We start from the raw sequence: 20,740 nt of genomic DNA, 5'->3' as shown, positions 1-20,740 counted from the left end.
GCTGCCCTGCGTTCTCTGCTGCAAAAGTTCTTTTTCTTCCGTCACCTGAATGTTTTCCCTCTCTGCTACCATGTTTTCCTCATTTCTGCGCCTATTATTGCACTGTTTTTCATAATTTTTTGAATGATTTCTTTCATTTTCGACAGGATCTTCCTTCCAACGTTTAACCCGGCAGGATCTCGACGATCTTGTGAAGCCCGGACATACGGAAGATCCGCTGGATCTGCCGGTCTGCATGGATCGCATAGACATGTCCGCCGAAGCAGGAAATCTTGCGGTACCGCCCCATGATGATCCCGATCCCGGAAGAATCCATGAACCGGGTATCCTCAAAATCAAACACTACATTTTCCACGTTTTCCCTGACCAAGAGCCTGTCCGCCCCTTCGCAGATATAGGAGGCCCTGTGGTGATCCACTTCCTCCGGCATGCGCACCATCAGGCAGTTATCAATGATCTGAAAGTCTTCCATATTTCCTCACATTCCGCTGTTTTCCAGCATTTTTACTCAAAAGAAAAGAGAACCCGCGCTTTACTTTACGCAAGTTCTCTTTCGTGTGTTGTGTGTCATTGTCTGATGGTATGTTGTTCTTCCCTACTGTGCCGTATTCTCTGCCAGCTGGGAACGATATCTCTGGGCACTTCTGGCCGTCTCCGTATCCGGGAACAGCTCTATGATCTTGTCATAGGTGGTGATGGCATTCTGGGCATCGTCACTCTTACGGTAAGAGTTGCCCAGGCTCAGCCAGGCATCCTTGTTGGTCTCATCGTAAATAACTGCCTTGGACAGGTTCTCGATGGCCGTCGCGTAATCCTCGCTGCGGTAAGCATTGTAGCCTGTCTCATAATACTGTGCGGACAGCTGCGGCCCGATCAGGCCAAGCAACGTCTTGTACAGCTTCTGGAATGCTTCGGAAGTACTGTCCACATCCACGGATGCCGAAATGCTTTCCAGGTTAGCCGCCGTCTGGGTAATATCCTGCGTCTCCAGATATGTGGTGGCTGCCGCTAACAGGCTGTCGATGGTCTGTAGCGTACCGTCGGTTCCCACATACCCCTGCAGTTCCTGATTCAGCGTATCATTCTCTGTCTGCAGTGCCTGCATCTGGGTCTCCAGTTCCTGGATCCGGGAGGTCTTGGTGTCTAACTGATTGCCGATGTCGGTGATGGTCTTCTGGGCCTCATTGTTGGCATTGGATACCGCTGCCGGAACCACCAGAAAATACATCACGGCCAGACCAATGATCAGACCGATGGCAATATTGATCAGGGAAGAGAGACCTGCACTCTTCTGCTCCTTCACATTCAAAGGCTGAATGATGATCTCATTGTCACTCTGGTAGCGAACCGCATCATCCTTCTTCCGGCGTCCGGTCTGCTTGCTATTCTCGTCCGGAGTCAGCTGCATCTCAACTTCCTTCAGATACCGCAGGGTCAGCGTATTGTTGCGGTCGATGTCCATGCACTTACGCAGTTCTCTCTCCGCTCTGTCCCACTGTTCACTGTCCATATAAAGCAGGGCTAACAGCTGATGTGCCCGGATGAACTTCGGGTTCAGGGACAGTACCTTTTTCAGCTGGATGATAGCCAGATCCTTGCTGTCCTGATTACAATAGACCAGTGCCTGATTGTATTTCTTGATGGTCTGGTTAATGGCATCCAGGCGGGCCGCATTGGACTGCAGCATATTGATGTAATCGTCCGCGATATTTTTCTCAGGCCGCATATTTTTGCTGATGACCCATTCGCTCAGTGCCGCAACGACCTCTCCGGTCTCAAAATACACCAGTCCAAGCAGATTTCTGGCTTCGATATTGTTCTTATTAAATTTCAGGCTCTGCCGTAAGCTGTTGATCGCACCTGTGAGATCCCGTACTCCTGCTTTCTCCAGACCGTCATTGTAGAAACGGTTGGACATACACATGATCTTCTTGTAGAGGGATACATCTGCTCCGCAGGACGTACAGAAATCGTGCTCTGACAGATGGCAGCCGCAGTTATAACAAAACATGCTCTCCCTCCTTATTTCTCTTCTTTTTCTTCGGATTCTTTTATCATTTTCACCAACAGATCCGCCGCATCGGTCAGATCCTGATTGTAGATAGCTTCCTCAGCGTCTTCCACTTCCAGACTGGGATGAAATTTCTTCAGTTCTTCTTCAAAATTGATCATGGTCCAAAGACTCCTTTATTTCCCCAACAAGATACAGGCTTCCCGCGATATAGAGCCGTTCTCCTGGCTGTCTGCCCGAGACTTCCGTCCGCAGTGCCGTATCCGCTTCCGTATACATAGTAAACCGGTCTTCCGGATAAGCTGCCAGTAAACCTTTCAGTTCTTCCAGCGAAAGCGACCTCGCCGTCCGCATATGCGTAAAAGCGATCCGGTCGAATAATCCCGACGTGATCACCCTCTGTATCATATGCCTGCAATCCTTATCCGCCGCCACACCAAATAACAGTCTCCTGCCCTCCGTGCAGCCGTCCTGTTCCACGGTATCCAGAAAAGCCCGGATGCCGTCGTCATTATGCGCACCATCCACGTACACCTCCGGAAGTACTTCTTCCATGCGTCCCTGCCAGAAGCAGCCAAGGATTCCCTGTCGGATCTCTTCCACAGTGGGACACCCGGATGCGGCACACATTCTGCCGTCAGGCATGTCCGTACTGCGAAACAGCACTTCCACGGCCCGCACTGCCAATGCCGCATTTTCCATCTGGTAGCGTGCAATGGTATGCAAAGTAAGACTAATATAATTATAATACTCAGAGCGCAAGGAAAAATCAATGTATTTCTTCCGAAATCCAAGGAAAGTATAGTCCTTTTTCGACACCGGTATCTGTATCGCACCAAGTTCTGACGCTTTGCGGCAAATTACCGCACTGGCATCCGCATCCCCGTCCAGATACACCACCGGAACACCGGGGCGCAGGATCCCTGCCTTTTCCGCAGCGATCTTCGCTGTGGTGTCTCCCAGATACTGTACATGATCCAGACTGATCCGCGTAATGACGGTCAGGAGCTTATTGTCCACATAATTCGTGGCATCCAGTCTTCCCCCCAGGCCGGTCTCAATGATGCAATAATCCGGTTTTTCTTCTGCAAAACAGAGTAATGCCATGCAGAATAGGTATTCATAAAAGTTGAGAACGAATTCCTGTGGCGCTTCTTCCCCTCGCTGCCCGTCCCCAGTATTAGCAGAATTGGTCTCCTGCAAAGCGTCCCATACCGCAAGAAACTCCTGTAAAAAAGCTTCCTCTGAGATCATTTCACCATTCACGGCAAAACGCTCCCGCATATCCACCAGATGAGGTGAAGTGAATACAGCCGTGCGATAGCCTGCTTCCCGCAGGATCGAACTCATGTAGGCACAGACGGAGCCTTTTCCATTGGTGCCCGCCACATGAATGATCCGCAGATCCTTCTCCGGATTTCCGAGTTTTTTTAAAAACCATTTAAGGTCCCTGCTGTCCGCAGGATTTTTTTTAACAGTAAAGCGGGGCATATCCTTCAGATATGCCACCGCTTCTTCAAACGTTATCATGTCATTACCGAATCTCATCGTATTCCTTATGCTTTACGTTCTTTTTATTCTGTACGTTTCGTTGCAGATCATGCCAGCTGTTCTAAGCGCTTTGTCACCTGTTCCATCATCTGCTCGTATTTTGCCAGCTTTTCCTTCTCCTCTGCGATCTTCGCTTCGGGAGCCTTGGACAGGAATCTCTCATTGGACAGCATTCCCCTGGAACGTGACAGCTCGCCTTCCAGTCTCTTCTGCTCCTTCTTCAGTCGCTCGATCTCCTGTGCGATGTCTACCAGCTCTGCAAACGGAATGTACAGGGTTGCACCGGGGATCACTACGGATACCGCATCCTCTGCGATTCCGGTCTTGTCAGCCTGGATCATGATCTCATTCGCATAAGCAAGGCTTGCGAAGAACAGCTTACCCTCCTCAAAAATCCTGCGGATCTCGTCATTTTCGCTGACTACATACACACTTGCCTTACGGCTGGGTGCTACGTTCATCTCAGTACGGATGTTGCGGATACCGCGAACGGCTTCCTTGATGGTTTCGATGGCCTTCTCCTCTGCGGGGAATGCACGATCCTCGCTGTACTCCGGCCACTTGCTGATCATGATGGACTCTTCTTCATTCTGAATGGTGCAGAAGATCTCCTCAGTGATGAACGGCATGTAAGGATGTAACAGCTTCAGGGCGTCGATCAGGACAGTCTTCAGCGTCCACAGTGCCGCATTCTGGCTGACTGCATCGTCGGTGCTGTACAGACGGGGTTTTACCATCTCGATGTACCAGTCACAGAACTCATCCCAGATAAAGTCATATACCTTCTGTACGGCGATACCCAGCTCGAAGTGATCCATGTTGTCGGTCACATCTTTTACCAGAGTATTTAACTTGGACAGGATCCACTTATCTACGGGCTGTAAATCTGCTGCCGCAGGGGTGGTGATATCTTTTCCGGTCTTCTCCAGTGCCTGCTCCATGTTCATCATGATGAAACGGGAAGCATTCCATACCTTGTTGGCGAAGTTACGGCTGTTCTCTACTCTCTCATAGTAGAAACGCATGTCGTTGCCCGGTGCGTTGCCGGTGATCAGGGTCAGACGCAGTGCATCGGCACCGTACTGGCTGATGATCTCCAGAGGATCGATACCATTGCCCAGAGATTTGGACATTTTCCGTCCCTGACTGTCACGTACCAGTCCGTGGAACAATACGGTCTTGAAAGGCTTCTCTCCCATCTGCTCGTATCCGGAGAAGATCATACGGATCACCCAGAAGAAGATGATATCATAACCGGTTACCAGGACATCGGTAGGATAGAAATACTTCAGATCCTCGGTCTGCTCCGGCCAGCCCAGGGTCTCAAAAGGCCACAGTGCGGAGGAGAACCAGGTATCCAGCGTATCGGGATCCTGTGTAAAGTGGGTGCAGCCGCACTTGGGACATACCTTCGGCATCTCCTTGGCTACGACTACTTCACCGCAGTCATCGCAGTAATATGCGGGAATCCTGTGTCCCCACCACAGCTGACGGCTGATACACCAGTCGCGGATGTTATCCGTCCAGTTGAAATAGTTCTTCTCCATACGTTCGGGGATCAGCTTGATCTCGCCATTTTTCACAGCTTCTCTTGCAGGTTTGATCAGTTCATCCATCTTAACGAACCACTGGTCTTTTACCATAGGCTCGATGGTGGTCTTACAACGGTCATGGGTACCTACGTTGTGTACATGATCTTCGATCTTTACTAACAGGCCCATCTGATCCAGTTCTTCCACGATGGCTTTCCTTGCTTCGTAACGGTCCATGCCCTCGAACTTGCCGCCGTTTTTATTGATAGTGGCATCATCGTTCAGGATATTGATCACAGGCAGATTGTGACGCTTGCCCACCTCAAAGTCATTGGGGTCATGAGCGGGGGTGATCTTAACGACACCGGTACCGAACTCTCTGTCTACATAAGCATCCTCAACGATGGGAATCACACGGTTTACGATAGGAAGCAGTACCTTTCTGCCATGCAGATGGGTATAACGCTCATCATCGGGATGGATGGCTACTGCGGTATCACCTAACATGGTCTCGGGACGGGTAGTGGCAAAGGTCAGAAACTCTGTGGTGCTGGGCGTTCCGTCCTCGTTCATCAGCGGATACTTGATGTGCCAGAAATGTCCTGCCTGCTCCTGATATTCTACCTCTGCATCGGAGATGGAGGTATTACATACGGGACACCAGTTAACGATACGAGCACCCTTGTAGATATAGCCTTTTTCGTGCATCTTCACGAACACTTCGGTCACAGCCTTGTTGCATCCCTCATCCATGGTGAAACGCTCTCTGTCCCAGTCGCAGGAAGAGCCCAGCTTTTTAAGCTGACTAATAATACGTCCGCCGTATTCCTTCTTCCACTCCCAGGCTCTCTCTAAGAACTTTTCACGTCCCAGATCGTGCTTGTCGATGCCTTCTTCCTTCAGCTTCTGGATGATCTTGACCTCGGTAGCGATACTTGCATGGTCGGTGCCGGGCTGCCACAGTGCATTGTAGCCCTGCATTCTCTTATAACGGATCAGGATATCCTGCATGGTGTTGTCCAATGCATGTCCCATGTGGAGCTGTCCTGTGATATTTGGGGGCGGGATCACGATAGTGAAGGGAGTCTTACTGTGATCTACCTCCGCATGGAAATACTTTTTGTCAAGCCACTTCTGATACAGTCTGTCTTCTATGCCGTTTGGGTCATAGGTTTTGGCTAATTCTTTGCTCATTGCTTCCTCCTTAAATTCTCCTGAAACTAAAGAAGCCCTCTGCTGACTCTCGTCAGCAAAGGGCGTCAGTAACGCGGTACCACCTTTGTTCACAGCTTGCGCTGCCTCGTGACTTCTTACAAAGTCCTATCCGGTAACGGGGATAACTCGTGAAAACTTACGCCCGGAATATCCGGTCTCGGCTCTCCGGCTTGGAAGCTACCTTCCACATTCCTGTCTTGAAGCAGCCTTCCAGCGCATACATGCAGCCGCTCTCTCTGGTAAGGGGAAATGTGTACTCCTCTTCGTCATTGCCTTTTGATCTGTAAAACTACTAATAAAAAATATAGTACAGGAAGCAATCCTTTGTCAAGAAAATCTTGTTTTCCTACAGATTGTCCTACAGATTGTATGATCAACGTTTAAAACTGGCATGGTAAAAAAAACACATTCTGGATCTTTTAAGCAAGCCACTTTTTCTATACACTGAATCCTAACATATCCCACCGAACAAATGGGAATTATGAAAAAGAAATTAAAAGAGGAGATCATCATTATGGAAAAGAAAAAATCATACGGTGTATTGATTGCGGGAGCCATTCTCCTGATCCTGGGAATCGTCCTGGCAGTCATTACCCACAATAACAGTTATCAGGAATCCGTTGCTTATGGCAGCCAGTTAAGCGATGTCAAGGCACAGCTGGAGGAAGTAGAAGCTTCCATCGAGGCAGTCACCGGCGGCACAGCAGACGGTGATCTGGATTCCCTGAATGCGCAGAAGGATGAATTGACCGCTTCGAAGTCCACTCTGTCCGACCAGAAGCTGTCCGCAGAGCGTCCTTACTCCTATAGCCTGGTTCTGGTATTCTTCGCTATCCTGTTAACTGCCAAGGGATTGTACAATGCCATCGCAGGCGTAATTCCCGCACAGAAGGCGGATGTAAAGAAGCTGGCGCAGGCAGGTCTGTTAGCAGCTCTGTGCTATATCGGATTTGCTTTCTTCAAGATCGACATTCCCGTGGGTCCCGAGAAGACCGCATTCCATCTGGGCAATGTATTCTGCGTACTGGCAGCTCTGCTGCTGGGCGGTTACTGGGGCGGACTTGCCGGTGCCATCGGCATGACCATCGCCGATCTGACCACCGCTTATGTGACCAGTGCCCCCAAGACCTTCTTATTAAAATTGTGCATCGGTCTGATCGTAGGACTGGTTGCTCACAAGATCTTCCATCTGAGCAAAGAGCATTCCGTAAAATATGTGACCGGCGTAACGATTCTTGCTTCTGCCTGCGGTATGGCATTTAACGTGGTAGCGGATCCACTGGTTGGTTACTTCTATAAAATGTATCTGCTGGGTGTGCCTCAGGATATTTCCAAGGCTCTTGCCAAGATCAGCACCGTAACTACCGGTGTCAACGCCATCGTTGCTGTGATCTGTGCTTCCGTATTCTATCTGGCACTTCGTCCGGCACTGAAGAAAGCAGGATTATTCCATGACATCTAATTTCGATACTTTTGATAGAAATGCACAAAAAGGCGGGGATTTCGTTCCCCGCCTTGCTATGATCAACGATATTGCCGGTTTCGGACGCTGCTCCACCACCGTGTCCCTGCCCGTGATCAGCGTAATGAAGGTACAGGTATGCCCTGTGCCTACTTCTGTTTTATCGAACCATTTGGGATTTCCTCTCTGCCATTTTGATGACTATACCTCTCATATGCGAGATTATATAAAAGTGTGGGGCGAACTGGGACTTACCTTCGATGGGTTATACTGTGGATTCTTAGGAAATGAAGAGCAGATCGACATTGTACGGGAATTCGTGAAAATGTTCCGGCCGCCCCTGTTTTTGCTGGATCCGGTCATGGGAGACCACGGCAGAGCCTACTCTTCCATTACAGAGACCCATGTTCAGAAGATGAAGGAGCTGCTGCCTCTGGCGGATATTATCACGCCGAATATCACGGAGTCCTGCCTGCTGACCGGGACTCCCTGGAAGGATGGGGAATGGACGCTGCAGGAGCTGTCCGGATTATGTGAACGGCTGGCTGACATTTGTCAAACAGCTTCCATTACATCCGACGAAGCCTCCACGGGCACTACTGCCAGTGGTTCTGACGGGAGTTCCGTTGGCGCTGTCTCCAATGGCTCCGCCGGTGCATCCATCGTCATCACCGGGATCCGTCAGGGCGATTCTCTGGTAAATTTCCTGTGGGATGACGGTGTCTATACCACCGTTGCCACCCCCATCGCCGGAGCCTCCCGCCCCGGCACCGGAGACATCTTCGCCTCCATCCTCGCTGCCGATGCCGTCCGCGGGGAGACACTACTAACCTCCGTGCAGAAGGCTGCGAACTTCGTAGGACTTTGCATCGCCGGAAGCGAAAAGGCCGGAACGCCGGTGCAGGAGGGCGTAGTGTTTGAGAGGTATCTGGCGGCGCTGTTGTAAGAATATTAAAGCTCAATGATTTAGTTGACTTTTCATTTCATCTCTTTTATATTTTATATAGAAAAGGAATTGTGGTTGTTCTCAAGAATGAGATCCCGTATAGCAAATGCTTAAACGGTGTGCTGCGATTCTTTTTTTATATTATACTGGCTATCCTCCATCTGGAAAGGGGGCATTAAAATTGAGTAATTTGACACATACTGATTCTATGATGAATGAAATCAGAGAATTGTTATTAAATGCACGTCAGCGCGTGGCGGTACAGGTAAATACGGAATTGCTGTCTACCTACTGGAATGTAGGAAAGATCATTGTTGAGTATGAGCAGGAAAGCAAAGATCGGGCAGATTACGGAAAGCAGACCTTAAAGGAACTTTCTAAAGGATTGACAAAAGAATTTGGAAAGGGATTTTCTGTTTCCAATCTATACAATATGCGCCTGTTCTATATGCACCATCAAAAATTCCAGACAGTGTCTGGAAAATTGTCGTGGTCGCATTATTGTGAGCTGTTGACGATTTCGGATCCAGACAAACGCAGTTTTTATGAAAAGGAAACCATCAACTCCGGGTGGTCGATCCGAGAATTAAAGCGGCAGATTTCCACTTCTCTCTATGAACGATTATTACTGTCAGAAGGAAAGACAAACAAGGAAACGGTACTTGCCCTCGCGGAAAAAGGTATTGAAATGACTACGCCAAGCGACATTATCAAAGACCCCTATGTGTTTGAATTTTTGGGTGTGCCGGAAAACAAGCCCCTGCTGGAAAGTGATCTTGAAAAAGCACTGGTCGCGCAGATTGAAAAATTCCTGTTGGAATTAGGTCGCGGTTTCATGTTCGTCGGGACGCAGCAACGCATTACGTTGAACAATACTCACTACTATGTGGATATGGTTTTCTATAATAAAATTCTCCGAGCGTATGTGCTGATTGAATTAAAGACAACCAAGCTCACACCGGAAGCCGCCGGGCAACTTAATATGTATCTGAACTACTACGCCGCAGAAGTAAATGATGAACATGATAATCCCCCCATCGGTATTATCCTTTGTACAGACAAAGACAGTGTAGCTGCTGAATATGCTCTCGGAGGTCTGTCCAACAATATCTTTGCTTCACGCTATGTTTCTTATATTCCAAATAAGGAGCAGCTCATCGCACAGGTAGAAGCTGTTTTGGATGAATGGCACAAACCGGAAAAAGAATAACAAAAGAATTCTAACATTACCGCCTGAGGGAATCACAACTCCACTCAGGCGGTAATACCAAGAAATATTTTATTTAAACTCCACCACAACGCTGCCCATAGCACATTCCAGCTCCATATTTTTAGAAGCGTTGTTGTTGATTTGTTTCTCCTGTGCCAGGCCGTTGTAACTGTCATCACCGACTTTCAGTTCACCCATGCCGCAGCTTAAGTCGTAGTTGAAATCTGTCTGCGTTCCTGCCAGTGTCAGCTTCAGCTCTCCCATGGAGCACTCTCCGTCCAATCGTTCGGTCACATCTCCGTTCAGACGAACGGATCCCATTCCTACGGAAACCTCTGCCACGCGGCTGCTCAGTGCTTCTACTGTCATCTGACCGGCACCACAGTCTAACTCTGCCTGGTCAGCATCCAGTTTCTCAAACGTCATCTTGCCAGCACCCACATTGGCTTCCAGTGCCCCCGTCTGCAATTCCTCTACACTGAGGCTTCCGGCTCCCATATCCAAAGAGGTATTTTCAAAATAATATCCCTCCGGCACATACAGGCAGATGGAACCGCCCAGGTTGCCATCACTGTTGCTGTTTGCTTTCGAAGTGCCGCGGATCTCCATCGTACCGCCTTCCACATATCCCTGGAACTTTCGCATTCCGTCGGCTTCTACCCGGAAGCAGTCGTCCTCTGACACCTGAATCTTCATGACACAGCCACCGGCCTGCACACGTAGATCCGTGATGCCCTGACTGTCATCCCCCAGAACATACAGCTCTATCTTTCCCGACTTTACTTCATAATCTGAGTCATAATCCACGTTGTCCTCCAGATCATAGTGCACATCGTCCATATTTTCCCGAATCTGCTCCGTCACACCGTCACTCCAGTCATCTACCTTTTCTCCGGAGATTCTTCCCAGAGTAACCGCTGACAGGATCTCCCCCGGCGAAAAATGCGTGGAGCCATTCCCCAGGCTTCCGCTCACTCCCAGGATCAGTCCCAATAATATGAATATCAACGCTGTGATGGCACAGCCCTTCATAAATTTTCTCATGCTTCTGCTTTACCTCTTTTCTGGAATAATCCTCCGATCCAACAACAGATCGCCGGTGTGGCGATTCCCGCCATGGCCACGGTCAACATCAGGAACAGAAGTCCGACACCTCCGCAGATCAGTCCGGCACCGATCAGCCCCATTCCCACGAAGGGATGCGTAAACAGACTGATGATCCCTGCAACCACCAGTGCGATCAGAATCAGTATCAGTGCTGCTGCCGTTGCCCCGAAACCAACGATCAGACCGAGCCATGCAACGATCAGCCCCGCTGCCACACCGATGCCTGCGGAAGCTACTCCCAGGATCACCGGAGATGCCAAAATACATAAAATTACGATCAGCACGATCATACCGGTGGACATTCCTTCTTTTTTCCGAGAGGACACTGCTCCAGCTGCCTGTGCTTCATTTTCCTGCCCAAAGCCTGCCTCTCCGGCACCGCTCTTCGCGCCGGAATCCGCCGGATAAGTGATCACCGCACGGTTGTCCGCATTGATCTTCTGGTAAATATTCTCTCCATAACCGTTCCCGAAAATGTCCTTTTTGATGTTTTCCGCCACCTTGGCAGGATTTCCCAAAGCCTCAATAACGTTCTGTTCATTTTCCGGACCCGCATCATTAAAATATTCATTATAGTATTGTAATGCTTCCTCCCGCTCTGTAGCGGAAATATTCTGCAACAGACTTTCCAGCTGCCTCATAAACTCCGTTCTATTCATTCTACTATGTTCTCCCATCTGCGCCTGTTTACGCCTCTGACCTGTCACTTAGTTTTCCTTCAAACAATCCCGTGATCTTATCGCTGTAGCTGCGCCACTCACTTTCATATAAATGAAGCTGCGCCCAACCTCTGCTGGTGACTTTGTAATAACGCCTCGTTCTGCCACTGCATTCCCGGTCATAGACTTCCAGACATTCGTCCTTCTGTAATCGCCGAAGCACGGGATACAGGGTGGATTCCGACAATTCGATCACCTGCCGGACCTCCTGCGTGATCTTGTAGCCGTAGGTTCCTTCCGATTCCCGGGCCACCACCGCCAGTACGATAGCATCCAGCAGAGCTGCTCCTGTATTAAAAAGCATCCTATCGCTCCTCTCTGAAATTTGCGGCTATCCGCCTTTCCTTACAATATTATATGCCGTATAGTATTGCTCTGTAGCTATACTATACGGCATATAATATCATGCGTCAATATAGAGAAACCGTAAGAAATTCTAAAGACTTTCCAAAGATTCCACAATGGCTTTGCCATCATGACCGGGGCTACTCCGTTAGTTTTCCATCAGCCAGAAATATGCACTGTACGCCGGCAGAAGACTGCCGCCGCCAAAGTCATGTTTCTCTCCGGTGATCAGATCCACCGCCGTGCCGCATCCGGCATCAAAATGCGCCATGAAATCCGCTCCATCCGCATTGATAGCCACCATGACTCTCTCATGCTCCGACTTTCTTTCGAAAATGCATTGCTTATTGGTCAGCAGTACTGAACGGAAAGCACCGTAATTCAATGCTTCCGAATGCTTCTTTGCCTCTGCCAGTCTGCTGATCCAGTCACACAGACCATTCCACTCCGGCTTATCAAAGCAGGGGCGCAGTGCAGGATCGCCGTCTTCCTTGCGGGCCTTGAAGCCCCATTCACTTCCGTAATAGACACAGGGAATGCCGGGCATGCCGAATGCCATGGCATAAATCAGCGGCAGATGATTCTCGTTGTTCAAAATACTTGCCACACGGGTCACATCGTGGTTGTCCACAAAGGACAGCAGATGCTTGCCCTTATACAGGGTCCAGTTCTCCGGTCCGAACTGACGTAACAGGGAATGTACGATCTCGAACATATTCATACTGTTGAAACTGCTGTAAAGTCCCTTGTAGCACTCGTAGTTCGTTGCGGAATGCAGCATCTGATCGTTCATCAGACGGTTGTAGTCTCCGTGAAGCATCTCTCCCAATAAGAAGAAATCCTGTTTGTAAGCGCTGGTTACTTCCCGCAGTCTTCTGACGAAATTTTCATCCAGACTGTAAGCCACATCCAGTCGCAGACCGTCAATACCGAATTCATCGATCCAGCCCTTGACACTGTCCAGCAGATAGTTCACCACATCGGGATTCTGCAGGTTCAGCTTCACCAGATCAAAGCAGCCTTCCCAGCCCTCATACCAGAGTCCGTCGTTGTAATTGGAATTGCCACCGAAGTCGATCCGGTAGAACCAGTTCACATACGGTGAATTCTCCCGGTTGCGGATCACATCCTGGAACTGGGCAAAGCCTCTGCCCACATGATTGAACACACCGTCCAGCACGACCCGGATCCCGGCCCTGTGCAATGCGTCGCAGACCTCCTTAAAATCTTCGTTGGTTCCCAGTCTCACATCGATCTTACGATAATCTCTGGTATTGTAACCATGAGTATCCGATTCGAATACCGGGGAGAAATATACCGCGTTCACTCCCAGCTTCTGCATATGGGGGATCCAGTCCTCCACATGTTTGATCTCATGTCTCTGTACTCCGTCATTTTCAAAAGGAACTCCGCAGAATCCCATGGGATAGATCTGATAAAAAACACTTTCATACGCCCACATATTAGTTACCATTCCTTTCTGCCTTAATTTCATACCTTGTACTCGTAATGCTTTTCCATTGACTGGTTCAGTACTGCTTTTATTTATTTGTCCACATCAATTCTTTTGCTATTATACACCATTTTTGAACCGTCTGTCGTTTTTTCTGTGTAAAACCACAAATAATCCACAAAATCCACCGACTTATCCACATATACACATGTGTCATATGTGGTTATGTGGATTGTCATATCGGATATCAACTCGTGTATCACATTGAAAATCATCCCTTTTGCCACAACCAGGCATCCCAGAAGCGCTCCACCTTTTTGGCTACCGTATCCACGGTCACAGGCTGCACCTGTTCCCACTCTCTGGGGAATAATCTCCGGTAGGAATACTGCTGAAACCGATCATCCAGCAGAACAATGATACCCACATCCTCCGCCGTCCGGATCACGCGGCCTGCCGCCTGCAATACTTTATTCATTCCCGGATAGCGGTAGGAATAATCGAAGCCGTTCTCTCCGTCCTCATCAAAATAGCCCTTGAGGATCTCCCGCTCACAGCCTACCTGGGGCAGTCCGGTTCCTACTACAATGACTCCGATCAGACTGTCCTTCTTCAGATCGATGCCCTCTCCGAAGATTCCCCCCAGCACGCAGAAGCCAATCAGCGTCTGCTCCTCTTCCTCCTCGATCTCCATACCGATGAGACTTTGCAGGTCACATTCCTCATTGCCCCGGAAGCGATTCAGGAAGTATTCACGCTCTTCCTCATTCATGGATTCCTGTTGGACGAGACATTCTTCTTCCTCTGTCATAAAATACTGTTCATAGATCTCGTAAATATGATTCATAAAGGAATAGGACGGGAAAAATATCATGTAATTGCCGTGCCGGTTCTTCACCACTTCGTGAATGTAACGGGCAATATTGTAGTATTCTTCCTGGGATCTTCTGCTGAACTTGCTAGTCACATCCCCGGCGATCAGTATGGTACGCTTCTCGGGATCAAACACCGAGTGGGCATACACCTCGTAATCCTCCTTCTCACCGCCCAGCAGGTTCTTGTAATACTGGATGGGCAGGAAGGTAGCGGAAAAAAGGATCGTACTGCGTCCTCTGAGCATGCATTCCTTCAGGTTTTCTCTGGGATTCACGCAGAACAGCTTCAGTTCAAAGCTGCCATCCTCACACAATCTGGTATATTTCACATAGTTTTCATCTTGTCTCTCGTAAATATCCAGAAAATGACTGAGCTTGAAATAGAAGTCCAGCAGATTCTCCCGTACTTCCAGGCTGACCTTCTCCTGCTCCTCCAGATAATCACTGATCACAGCGTGCAGTCTGGTCAAGGGCTGCACCAGCATGTCAATATCATCCACCAGCCGGTACCCGTCACAGTCCCGCTTCATGGACAGCAGCTGTGCGTTGCATTTCTCCAGCAGCTGGCTGATCCGTTCCGCATAGCCTTCCCGAACAAAGGTACTCTTTCCGTCAGACTTTTTCCCTTTGTGTCCCCTTACATAGAGGGAATCGGTACCGTCTGTTTCCTCCAGGGTAATCTCTTGTGGCAGTTGTTTTGACATACCTGTCATTTCTAATGTCATCTGCCCGGAAATCCCGTCTTTATCACGCTTTTTCTGGGCTGCTTCTTCCATTTCCGACGTGATTGTCTGTTTGATCTCCCGCTTGAGTTCCAACAGATCTTCCTTCCGTAGCGGTGCACTGTACATCTCCCTGCCCCGCTCTAAGAGGTTATGTGCCTCATCGATCAGAAATACATAATTACCCTGACTGCCATCTCCAAAGAAACGTTTCAGATACACATGGGGATCAAAGAGGTAATTATAATCTCCGATAATTCCATCTGCGAACAGACTTAAATCCAGTCCGAATTCAAAAGGGCATACCCGATATTTCAGGGCATATTCTTCTATTTTGCTTCTGGTAAAGCTCTCTTCGTGGGTCAGAAGATCATAGATAGCCTCATTGACACGGTCAAAATGCCCCTTTGCATAAGGGCACTGCTCCGGATTGCACTCCGTATGACCCTGAAAACAGATCTTCTCCTTGGCTGTCAGGATAATGCTCTTAAAGCGCAGTCCCTTCTGCCTGAGCAAAGAAAAGGTGTCCTCCGCCACCGTCCGGGTGATGGTCTTGGCGGTGAGATAGAACAGCTTGTCTCCCATATCCTTTCCCATGGCCTTTACCGTGGGAAAGATCGTGGATATGGTCTTACCGACTCCCGTAGGAGCTTCAATAAATAATTTTCTCTTATGATAAATGGTCTGGTACACATAGCTGACCAGCTCTTTCTGTCCATCCCGATAGTCGAAGGGAAACTGCAGCTCAGCAATGGACTGCTGCCGCAATTCTCTCCACTGCCAGGTATAGTCCGCCCATTTGCGGTAATCACTGATCAGCTGCTGGAACCAGGCTTCCAGTCTGACGAATTCATAATCTTCATAAAAATAGCGGATATCTTCCGTCTCTATATTGCAATAGGTCAGCCGCACCCGGATATAGGGCAGCTCCTTTTGCAGGCTGTACATATAGGCGTAGCATTTCGCCTGGGCAATATGTAAAGGCAAGGGTGCCTTCAGCTTCGACAGATCTCTATAGGTTCCCTTGATCTCATCGATGGTGGTCTCTCCATTCTGCTCGATGATGCCGTCGGCCCGCCCTTCCACGATGATGACATAGTCCTCCGTGGGATGGGTGTATTTTAATGCCACTTCTGCCTGATACTCCGCACCCATACGGCGCTGGATCATACGGTGGATCCGGCTGCCCTCCTGCATGGCATTCTCCGGGGATCCCTGCCTCCTGTCGTCGATGTCGCCACTGCGCAGGATGAACTCTACAAGATTACGTACCGATATTCTGACTTCTCCTGCCATGTGACTTCACCTCCCTCAAACAAGTCCCTACGATACCCAGATGCCTACGGCTTGTTCCGTGCTGCGCACTCTCACAAGCCTCCCCACTATTCGCATATCGTGGGGGCGGGGCTAAAGGTCTTTCATCCACTTATGAGCAAGCTCAAGTGGATTTAGACCTTTGTCCCCTGGCATCATATAATAAAACTACCCAGGTAAATAGTACTCTATCTTACCTGGGTAGTCAAATGACATTCTGTTGTTGAGAAATACTGACCTGTCAGTGCATTAACATGCAATCGCACACTGCTTCAGCATCTCTTCGAATTTATCATTGTAGCCGTCATAGGACACGGTCAACGGCTTCGTGAAATCCAATCCGTACACTCCAAGGAATGATTTGGCATCGATTACGTATCTGTTATAGCATATATCAATATCAAAATCACACTTTGAAGCTACATCAACAAAATGTTTCACGTCTTCAGGTGTCAAACGGATCGTCTTTAACATTTCTTGTTCCTTCCTTTCAATAGTAAGTTCGATCGTAAGTAAAATAATACACCGGGTACTTTCCCCTCACATCTGAAATCATTACTATTATAGCCAACCATCCCCAAATGTAAAGCTGTTTTTTTCTTCCAGAAAACGCACATTTTGGGCATTTTTACCACTCTGTTATCATTTTCACAATATATGTTCGCCGTATGGAAAACCTTTTCGGCGTTTTGTATATTTGTTGCGTTACCGCGGTAAAATATAAATCCCAAATTGGCGAAATCTACCGAAATTCCACCATATATTCTTGGAACCTCAGCGGAAGCATATTTCGTTGCAGATCCCTGTTTTCACGTTCTTTTATGGCTATTGTATGACAGAAGGAACGGAAAAGTTCCCGGTAGTGCTGTTCCGCAGCGGACAGTTTCTCCGTCTCAGATCTTACTTTCTCCCAGGCATCCTTCCCTTGCAGCGTATACCAGGGCTTTCCCGCCGGATGTATTCCGAACAGATACCGGCCTGCATCGAACACCAGAAAGTCTTCCATGGGAAAGCGGTCTGCAAAATGCACCATCAGAAAGGTCAGAATATTATTCTTCGGCGCGATCTTCGAATAGAGGATTGTATTCTCCAGTTCTTCAAACCGCGTAAATCCTTTCAGATGGTGATACTCATTCCCGGCGCCTCTGGCCAGGCTGAAGGTCTGGTTTACATACGTGTCTGCCATGGCATCCAGCAGATGTCCCGGCGGACACTTCTCGGAAAGCCCCTTTGCAATGGTACGGTATACCGCCTGGGCCTTTTCCGGCTTCGGGGATGAAAGAGCCAGACACAGGCTCTCATAATCTTCCTCCCCAAATCTGCGTTTCAATGTCCGGATCACCTTCACCGTCTTCTCCGGATCCGGCACCACCTCCACAGACTCAGAGAACAACAGATTCTCCTCGATGGTCGTGACCATGGTGTCCCGAACGGGAGAATGATCTTCATAAGTATTATAAATGGCAGTGAATATCCCTTCTAACGAATCCTCGCAATGATATATTTTCATATAATAAGTTTCACCTCCCGCTGTTTCTGTTCTCTTCCCCTTCTGCCGCTGTCAACCTATCATTTTGCATTGCCTTGCTTCTGCAAACGGCCGTCATCTACCGGTACAGGACCTTACGTTTACCTGCCAATGCAGGCAGTCAGGAAATGTTTCCCTGTACGCTGTGCGCTACAGTTCTCCCACTGCTGCAGGCAGCACTTCCTCCTGCCGTACCCCGTTCGGGAACATCCCATCATCAAACAAGGTCATCTGCCGGTAACTCATGCCATCGCTGCCGAACCGGATCCGTTCCTTCGGATCCGTCAGATTCCGCACGATATAGTCCTCCTCCAGCTTCGTGGGATACATCATCCTGCCACCACAGGTAATAAAATAAACAGCCCGTTTCATCACCACGCCCAGCTTCTTCAGATCCTGAAACGTAAGCTTTGTGCTCCTCCTGGCACTAAGGATCCGTCTGGCGCTTTTCACGCCGATCCCCGGCACCCGAAGCAGATCTGCATAAGGTGCCCGGTTGATCTCCACCGGGAAACATTCCAGATGCCGCACCGCCCAGTCCTCCTTGGGATCCAGCATCACATTAAAAAACGGTCTTTTCTCGTCCAACAGTTCCTCCGCCTTAAACCCATAAAACCGCAGCAGCCAGTCTGCCTGATACAGACGATGCTCCCGCAGAAGCGGCGGCCCCCCGGGAAGCGCCGGCAGGCTCTTGTCCTCATTGACCTTTACAAAAGCGGAATAGAACACACGCTTTAACTCAAACTTCTGATACAGATTCTCTGCTACATTTAAAATCTGATAATCCGTCTCCGGGGTTGCCCCTATGATCATCTGGGTAGACTGCCCGCCACTCACGAAAACAGGGCTCTTGCGGTACAGGATCAGTTCCTCCTTATTCGCATGAATTCCATTCTGGATCTGCCGCATGGGCGTCAGAATATTTTTCCGGTGCTTGTTCGGTGCCAGTGTCCGCAGCCCCTCCGCCGTGGGCAGCTCCAGGTTCACGCTCATACGATCTGCCAGATACCCCATCCGCTCCACCAGTTCGGGATCCGCTCCCGGAATCGCTTTTACATGGACATAGCCGTTAAAATGGTATTGATTCCGTAGCAGCCATATGGTCCGATACAACAATTCCATGGTAAAAGTAGGATCCTGTATGATACCGGAGCTTAAAAACAGTCCCTCGATATAATTACGCCGGTAAAACTCCATAGTCAGTGTACAGATCTCCTCCGGGGTAAAGGTGGCTCTGGGAACATCATTGGACTTTCGATTCAGACAATATTTACAGTCGAAGATACATTCATTGGTCATCAGAATCTTCAACAAAGAAATGCATCTGCCATCCGAAGAAAAGCTGTGACAGATCCCGGCCTTCGTGCAGTTCCCCATGTGCTTCCCGTCGCCCTTACGTTCCACCCCACTGGAAGTACAGGCCACATCATATTTGGCTGCATCGGTCAGGATCTCCAGCTTCTGCTTGATGGACAATTCCCCATTTTGTATAAGATATTCCACATTATCACCGCCTTTTACCGAAAATTTCCAGAATCAGAACGTTTGTTCTTGTGTATATTCAAGTTAGCACATATGTTCGATTTTTGCAAGTGGTTATTTTTTCCGAAAAAAGGCTTGCAAAATCGTGCATTTCGCAGTTAAATAATATAGGAATATTTTGTAACACACGCCGCCCGGCGGCAGAATGAGAGGTCAGTATGTCAGATATTGTCATACCTAAAAATTATAAGTCTCAGCTGAACCTGTACGAGACACAGGTTGCCATTAAGACAGTGAAGGACTTTTTCCAGGGATTGTTAGCAGAGCGTCTGCACCTGCTGCGTGTATCTGCTCCCTTATTTGTGGATCCTACATCCGGACTGAACGATAATCTGAACGGTGTGGAGCGTCCCGTGAATTTCCATATTGCAGCACAGGGAGACCGTGAAGCAGAGATCGTACAGTCTCTGGCCAAATGGAAGCGTTATGCCTTGCAGAAATACGGTTTTCAGCCCGGCGAAGGTCTCTACACCGATATGAGTGCCATCCGTCAGGATGAGGAGACCGACAACATCCATTCCATCTATGTGGATCAGTGGGACTGGGAAAAGATCATCACGAAGGAAGAGCGGAATCTGGAGACTCTGAAAGAAACCGTCCGCACCGTATACAAGGTTCTTCGCAAGACCGAGAAGTATATGTCCATCCATTACGACTACATCGAAGAAATCCTTCCTCATGACATCTTCTTTGTAACTACCAGTGAGCTGGCAGAGATGTTCCCCGACTACTCCCCGAAGGAGCGGGAATACTACATTGCCAAGGCAAAAGGCGCTGTCTGCATCATGCAGATCGGTGAGACCTTAGAGAATGGCAAGCCTCACGATGGCCGTGCACCGGACTACGATGACTGGGCGCTGAATGCTGATATCGTGGTATATTATCCGGTTCTGGACATTGCTCTGGAGCTGTCCAGCATGGGTATCCGTGTAGACAAGAAGGCTCTGTTAGACCAGTTACAGAAGGCCGGCTGCCCTGAGCGTGCAGAACTTCCTTATCACAAGGCAGTTATTGACGGCGAGCTTCCCCTTACCATCGGCGGTGGTATCGGTCAGTCCCGTATCTGTATGTTCTTCCTGCGCAAAGCTCACATCGGTGAAGTACAGTGTTCTCTGTGGTCCGATGAAGTCATGAAAATTGCAGAGGAAAACGGCTTACAGCTGTTATAAATAACCGCAATACGCAAATAACAAGCAAGCTTTGTTATA

17 protein-coding genes are annotated in these 20,740 nt (G+C 48.9%); 4 read left to right on the top strand and 13 right to left on the bottom strand.

Annotated features, from left to right (window positions below; translation table 11 throughout):
* Positions 1-163: 163 nt before the first annotated feature.
* From DWZ61_RS14500 to DWZ61_RS14485, 5 genes are all read right to left on the bottom strand, one after another.
* Positions 164-472 carry an anti-sigma factor antagonist gene (locus DWZ61_RS14500; protein WP_022313048.1) on the bottom strand — a complete coding sequence of 103 codons (309 nt, stop codon included), beginning with the start codon at positions 470-472 and terminating at the stop codon, positions 164-166.
* Between the two features lie 123 nt (positions 473-595).
* Entirely contained in the window at positions 596-2,011 is a 1,416-nt protein-coding gene (locus DWZ61_RS14495; RefSeq protein WP_022313049.1) for a tetratricopeptide repeat protein, read from the bottom strand.
* A gap of 11 nt (positions 2,012-2,022) precedes the next feature.
* Positions 2,023-2,172: a hypothetical protein gene (locus DWZ61_RS19790; RefSeq protein WP_022313050.1), complete on the bottom strand. Its 150-nt coding sequence runs from the start codon at positions 2,170-2,172 to the stop codon at positions 2,023-2,025.
* Positions 2,159-3,559: a folylpolyglutamate synthase/dihydrofolate synthase family protein gene (locus DWZ61_RS14490; protein ID WP_022313051.1), complete on the bottom strand. Its 1,401-nt coding sequence runs from the start codon at positions 3,557-3,559 to the stop codon at positions 2,159-2,161. Before DWZ61_RS14490 ends, DWZ61_RS19790 begins: the two co-directional genes overlap by 14 nt.
* A gap of 50 nt (positions 3,560-3,609) precedes the next feature.
* The gene (locus tag DWZ61_RS14485; protein ID WP_118539325.1) at positions 3,610-6,288 is read right to left on the bottom strand and encodes a valine--tRNA ligase; all 2,679 of its coding nucleotides are present in this window, start codon (positions 6,286-6,288) and stop codon (positions 3,610-3,612) included.
* An 898-nt stretch (positions 6,289-7,186) separates the two neighbouring features.
* Between DWZ61_RS14485 and DWZ61_RS20285 the strand changes: the two genes are divergently transcribed.
* The 3 genes from DWZ61_RS20285 to DWZ61_RS14470 all read left to right on the top strand — a co-directional run bounded on the left by DWZ61_RS20285 (position 7,187) and on the right by DWZ61_RS14470 (position 9,927).
* Positions 7,187-7,771 (top strand): ECF transporter S component, encoded by a 585-nt coding sequence (locus DWZ61_RS20285; protein ID WP_227064249.1) that lies wholly within the window; start codon positions 7,187-7,189, stop codon positions 7,769-7,771.
* Complete coding sequence (locus DWZ61_RS14475; protein WP_118539323.1) at positions 7,761-8,717, top strand: bifunctional hydroxymethylpyrimidine kinase/phosphomethylpyrimidine kinase; 957 nt, start codon at positions 7,761-7,763, stop codon at positions 8,715-8,717. The genes DWZ61_RS20285 and DWZ61_RS14475 overlap by 11 nt, the downstream gene beginning before the upstream one ends.
* Positions 8,718-8,925: 208 nt before the next feature.
* Positions 8,926-9,927: a PDDEXK nuclease domain-containing protein gene (locus DWZ61_RS14470; RefSeq protein ID WP_118539359.1), complete on the top strand. Its 1,002-nt coding sequence runs from the start codon at positions 8,926-8,928 to the stop codon at positions 9,925-9,927.
* Between the two features lie 69 nt (positions 9,928-9,996).
* Here the strand turns inward: DWZ61_RS14470 and DWZ61_RS14465 are convergent, their stop codons facing one another.
* The 8 genes from DWZ61_RS14465 to DWZ61_RS14425 all read right to left on the bottom strand — a co-directional run bounded on the left by DWZ61_RS14465 (position 9,997) and on the right by DWZ61_RS14425 (position 19,466).
* Positions 9,997-10,971 (bottom strand): DUF4097 family beta strand repeat-containing protein, encoded by a 975-nt coding sequence (locus DWZ61_RS14465; RefSeq protein ID WP_118539321.1) that lies wholly within the window; start codon positions 10,969-10,971, stop codon positions 9,997-9,999.
* Positions 10,968-11,693: a DUF1700 domain-containing protein gene (locus tag DWZ61_RS14460; RefSeq protein ID WP_182427102.1), complete on the bottom strand. Its 726-nt coding sequence runs from the start codon at positions 11,691-11,693 to the stop codon at positions 10,968-10,970. Before DWZ61_RS14460 ends, DWZ61_RS14465 begins: the two co-directional genes overlap by 4 nt.
* Before the next feature lie 28 nt (positions 11,694-11,721).
* Positions 11,722-12,057 carry a PadR family transcriptional regulator gene (locus tag DWZ61_RS14455; protein WP_118539317.1) on the bottom strand — a complete coding sequence of 112 codons (336 nt, stop codon included), beginning with the start codon at positions 12,055-12,057 and terminating at the stop codon, positions 11,722-11,724.
* Between the two features lie 189 nt (positions 12,058-12,246).
* Positions 12,247-13,560, bottom strand: coding sequence for an alpha-amylase family glycosyl hydrolase (locus DWZ61_RS14450; protein ID WP_118539315.1), 1,314 nt, complete (start codon positions 13,558-13,560; stop codon positions 12,247-12,249).
* Between the two features lie 262 nt (positions 13,561-13,822).
* On the bottom strand, positions 13,823-16,444 hold the full coding sequence (locus DWZ61_RS20280) for an ATP-dependent DNA helicase (RefSeq protein WP_022312540.1): 2,622 nt from the start codon (positions 16,442-16,444) through the stop codon (positions 13,823-13,825).
* Positions 16,445-16,711: 267 nt separating this feature from the next.
* Positions 16,712-16,936, bottom strand: a complete 225-nt coding sequence (locus DWZ61_RS14435) for an HPr family phosphocarrier protein (protein ID WP_022312539.1) — start codon at positions 16,934-16,936, stop codon at positions 16,712-16,714.
* 268 nt (positions 16,937-17,204) lie between these two features.
* A complete protein-coding gene (locus DWZ61_RS14430) occupies positions 17,205-17,972 on the bottom strand; it encodes a TIGR03915 family putative DNA repair protein (protein ID WP_117464833.1) in 768 nt (255 codons plus the stop codon).
* A 168-nt stretch (positions 17,973-18,140) separates the two neighbouring features.
* The gene (locus tag DWZ61_RS14425) at positions 18,141-19,466 is read right to left on the bottom strand and encodes a putative DNA modification/repair radical SAM protein (protein ID WP_347475453.1); all 1,326 of its coding nucleotides are present in this window, start codon (positions 19,464-19,466) and stop codon (positions 18,141-18,143) included.
* Positions 19,467-19,690: 224 nt separating this feature from the next.
* On the opposite strand from DWZ61_RS14425, the gene asnA reads away from it, so the two are divergent.
* Entirely contained in the window at positions 19,691-20,701 is a 1,011-nt protein-coding gene (asnA, locus tag DWZ61_RS14420; RefSeq protein ID WP_118539311.1) for an aspartate--ammonia ligase, read from the top strand.
* Positions 20,702-20,740 lie beyond the last annotated feature (39 nt).

The sequence above is a fragment of the Clostridium sp. AF34-10BH genome (assembly GCF_003478095.1).
GTDB classification, from domain to species: domain Bacteria; phylum Bacillota; class Clostridia; order Lachnospirales; family Lachnospiraceae; genus Acetatifactor; species Acetatifactor acetigignens.
Note: the sequence above shows the minus strand (reverse complement) of the source record. Positions and strands in the feature narration are given on the sequence as shown.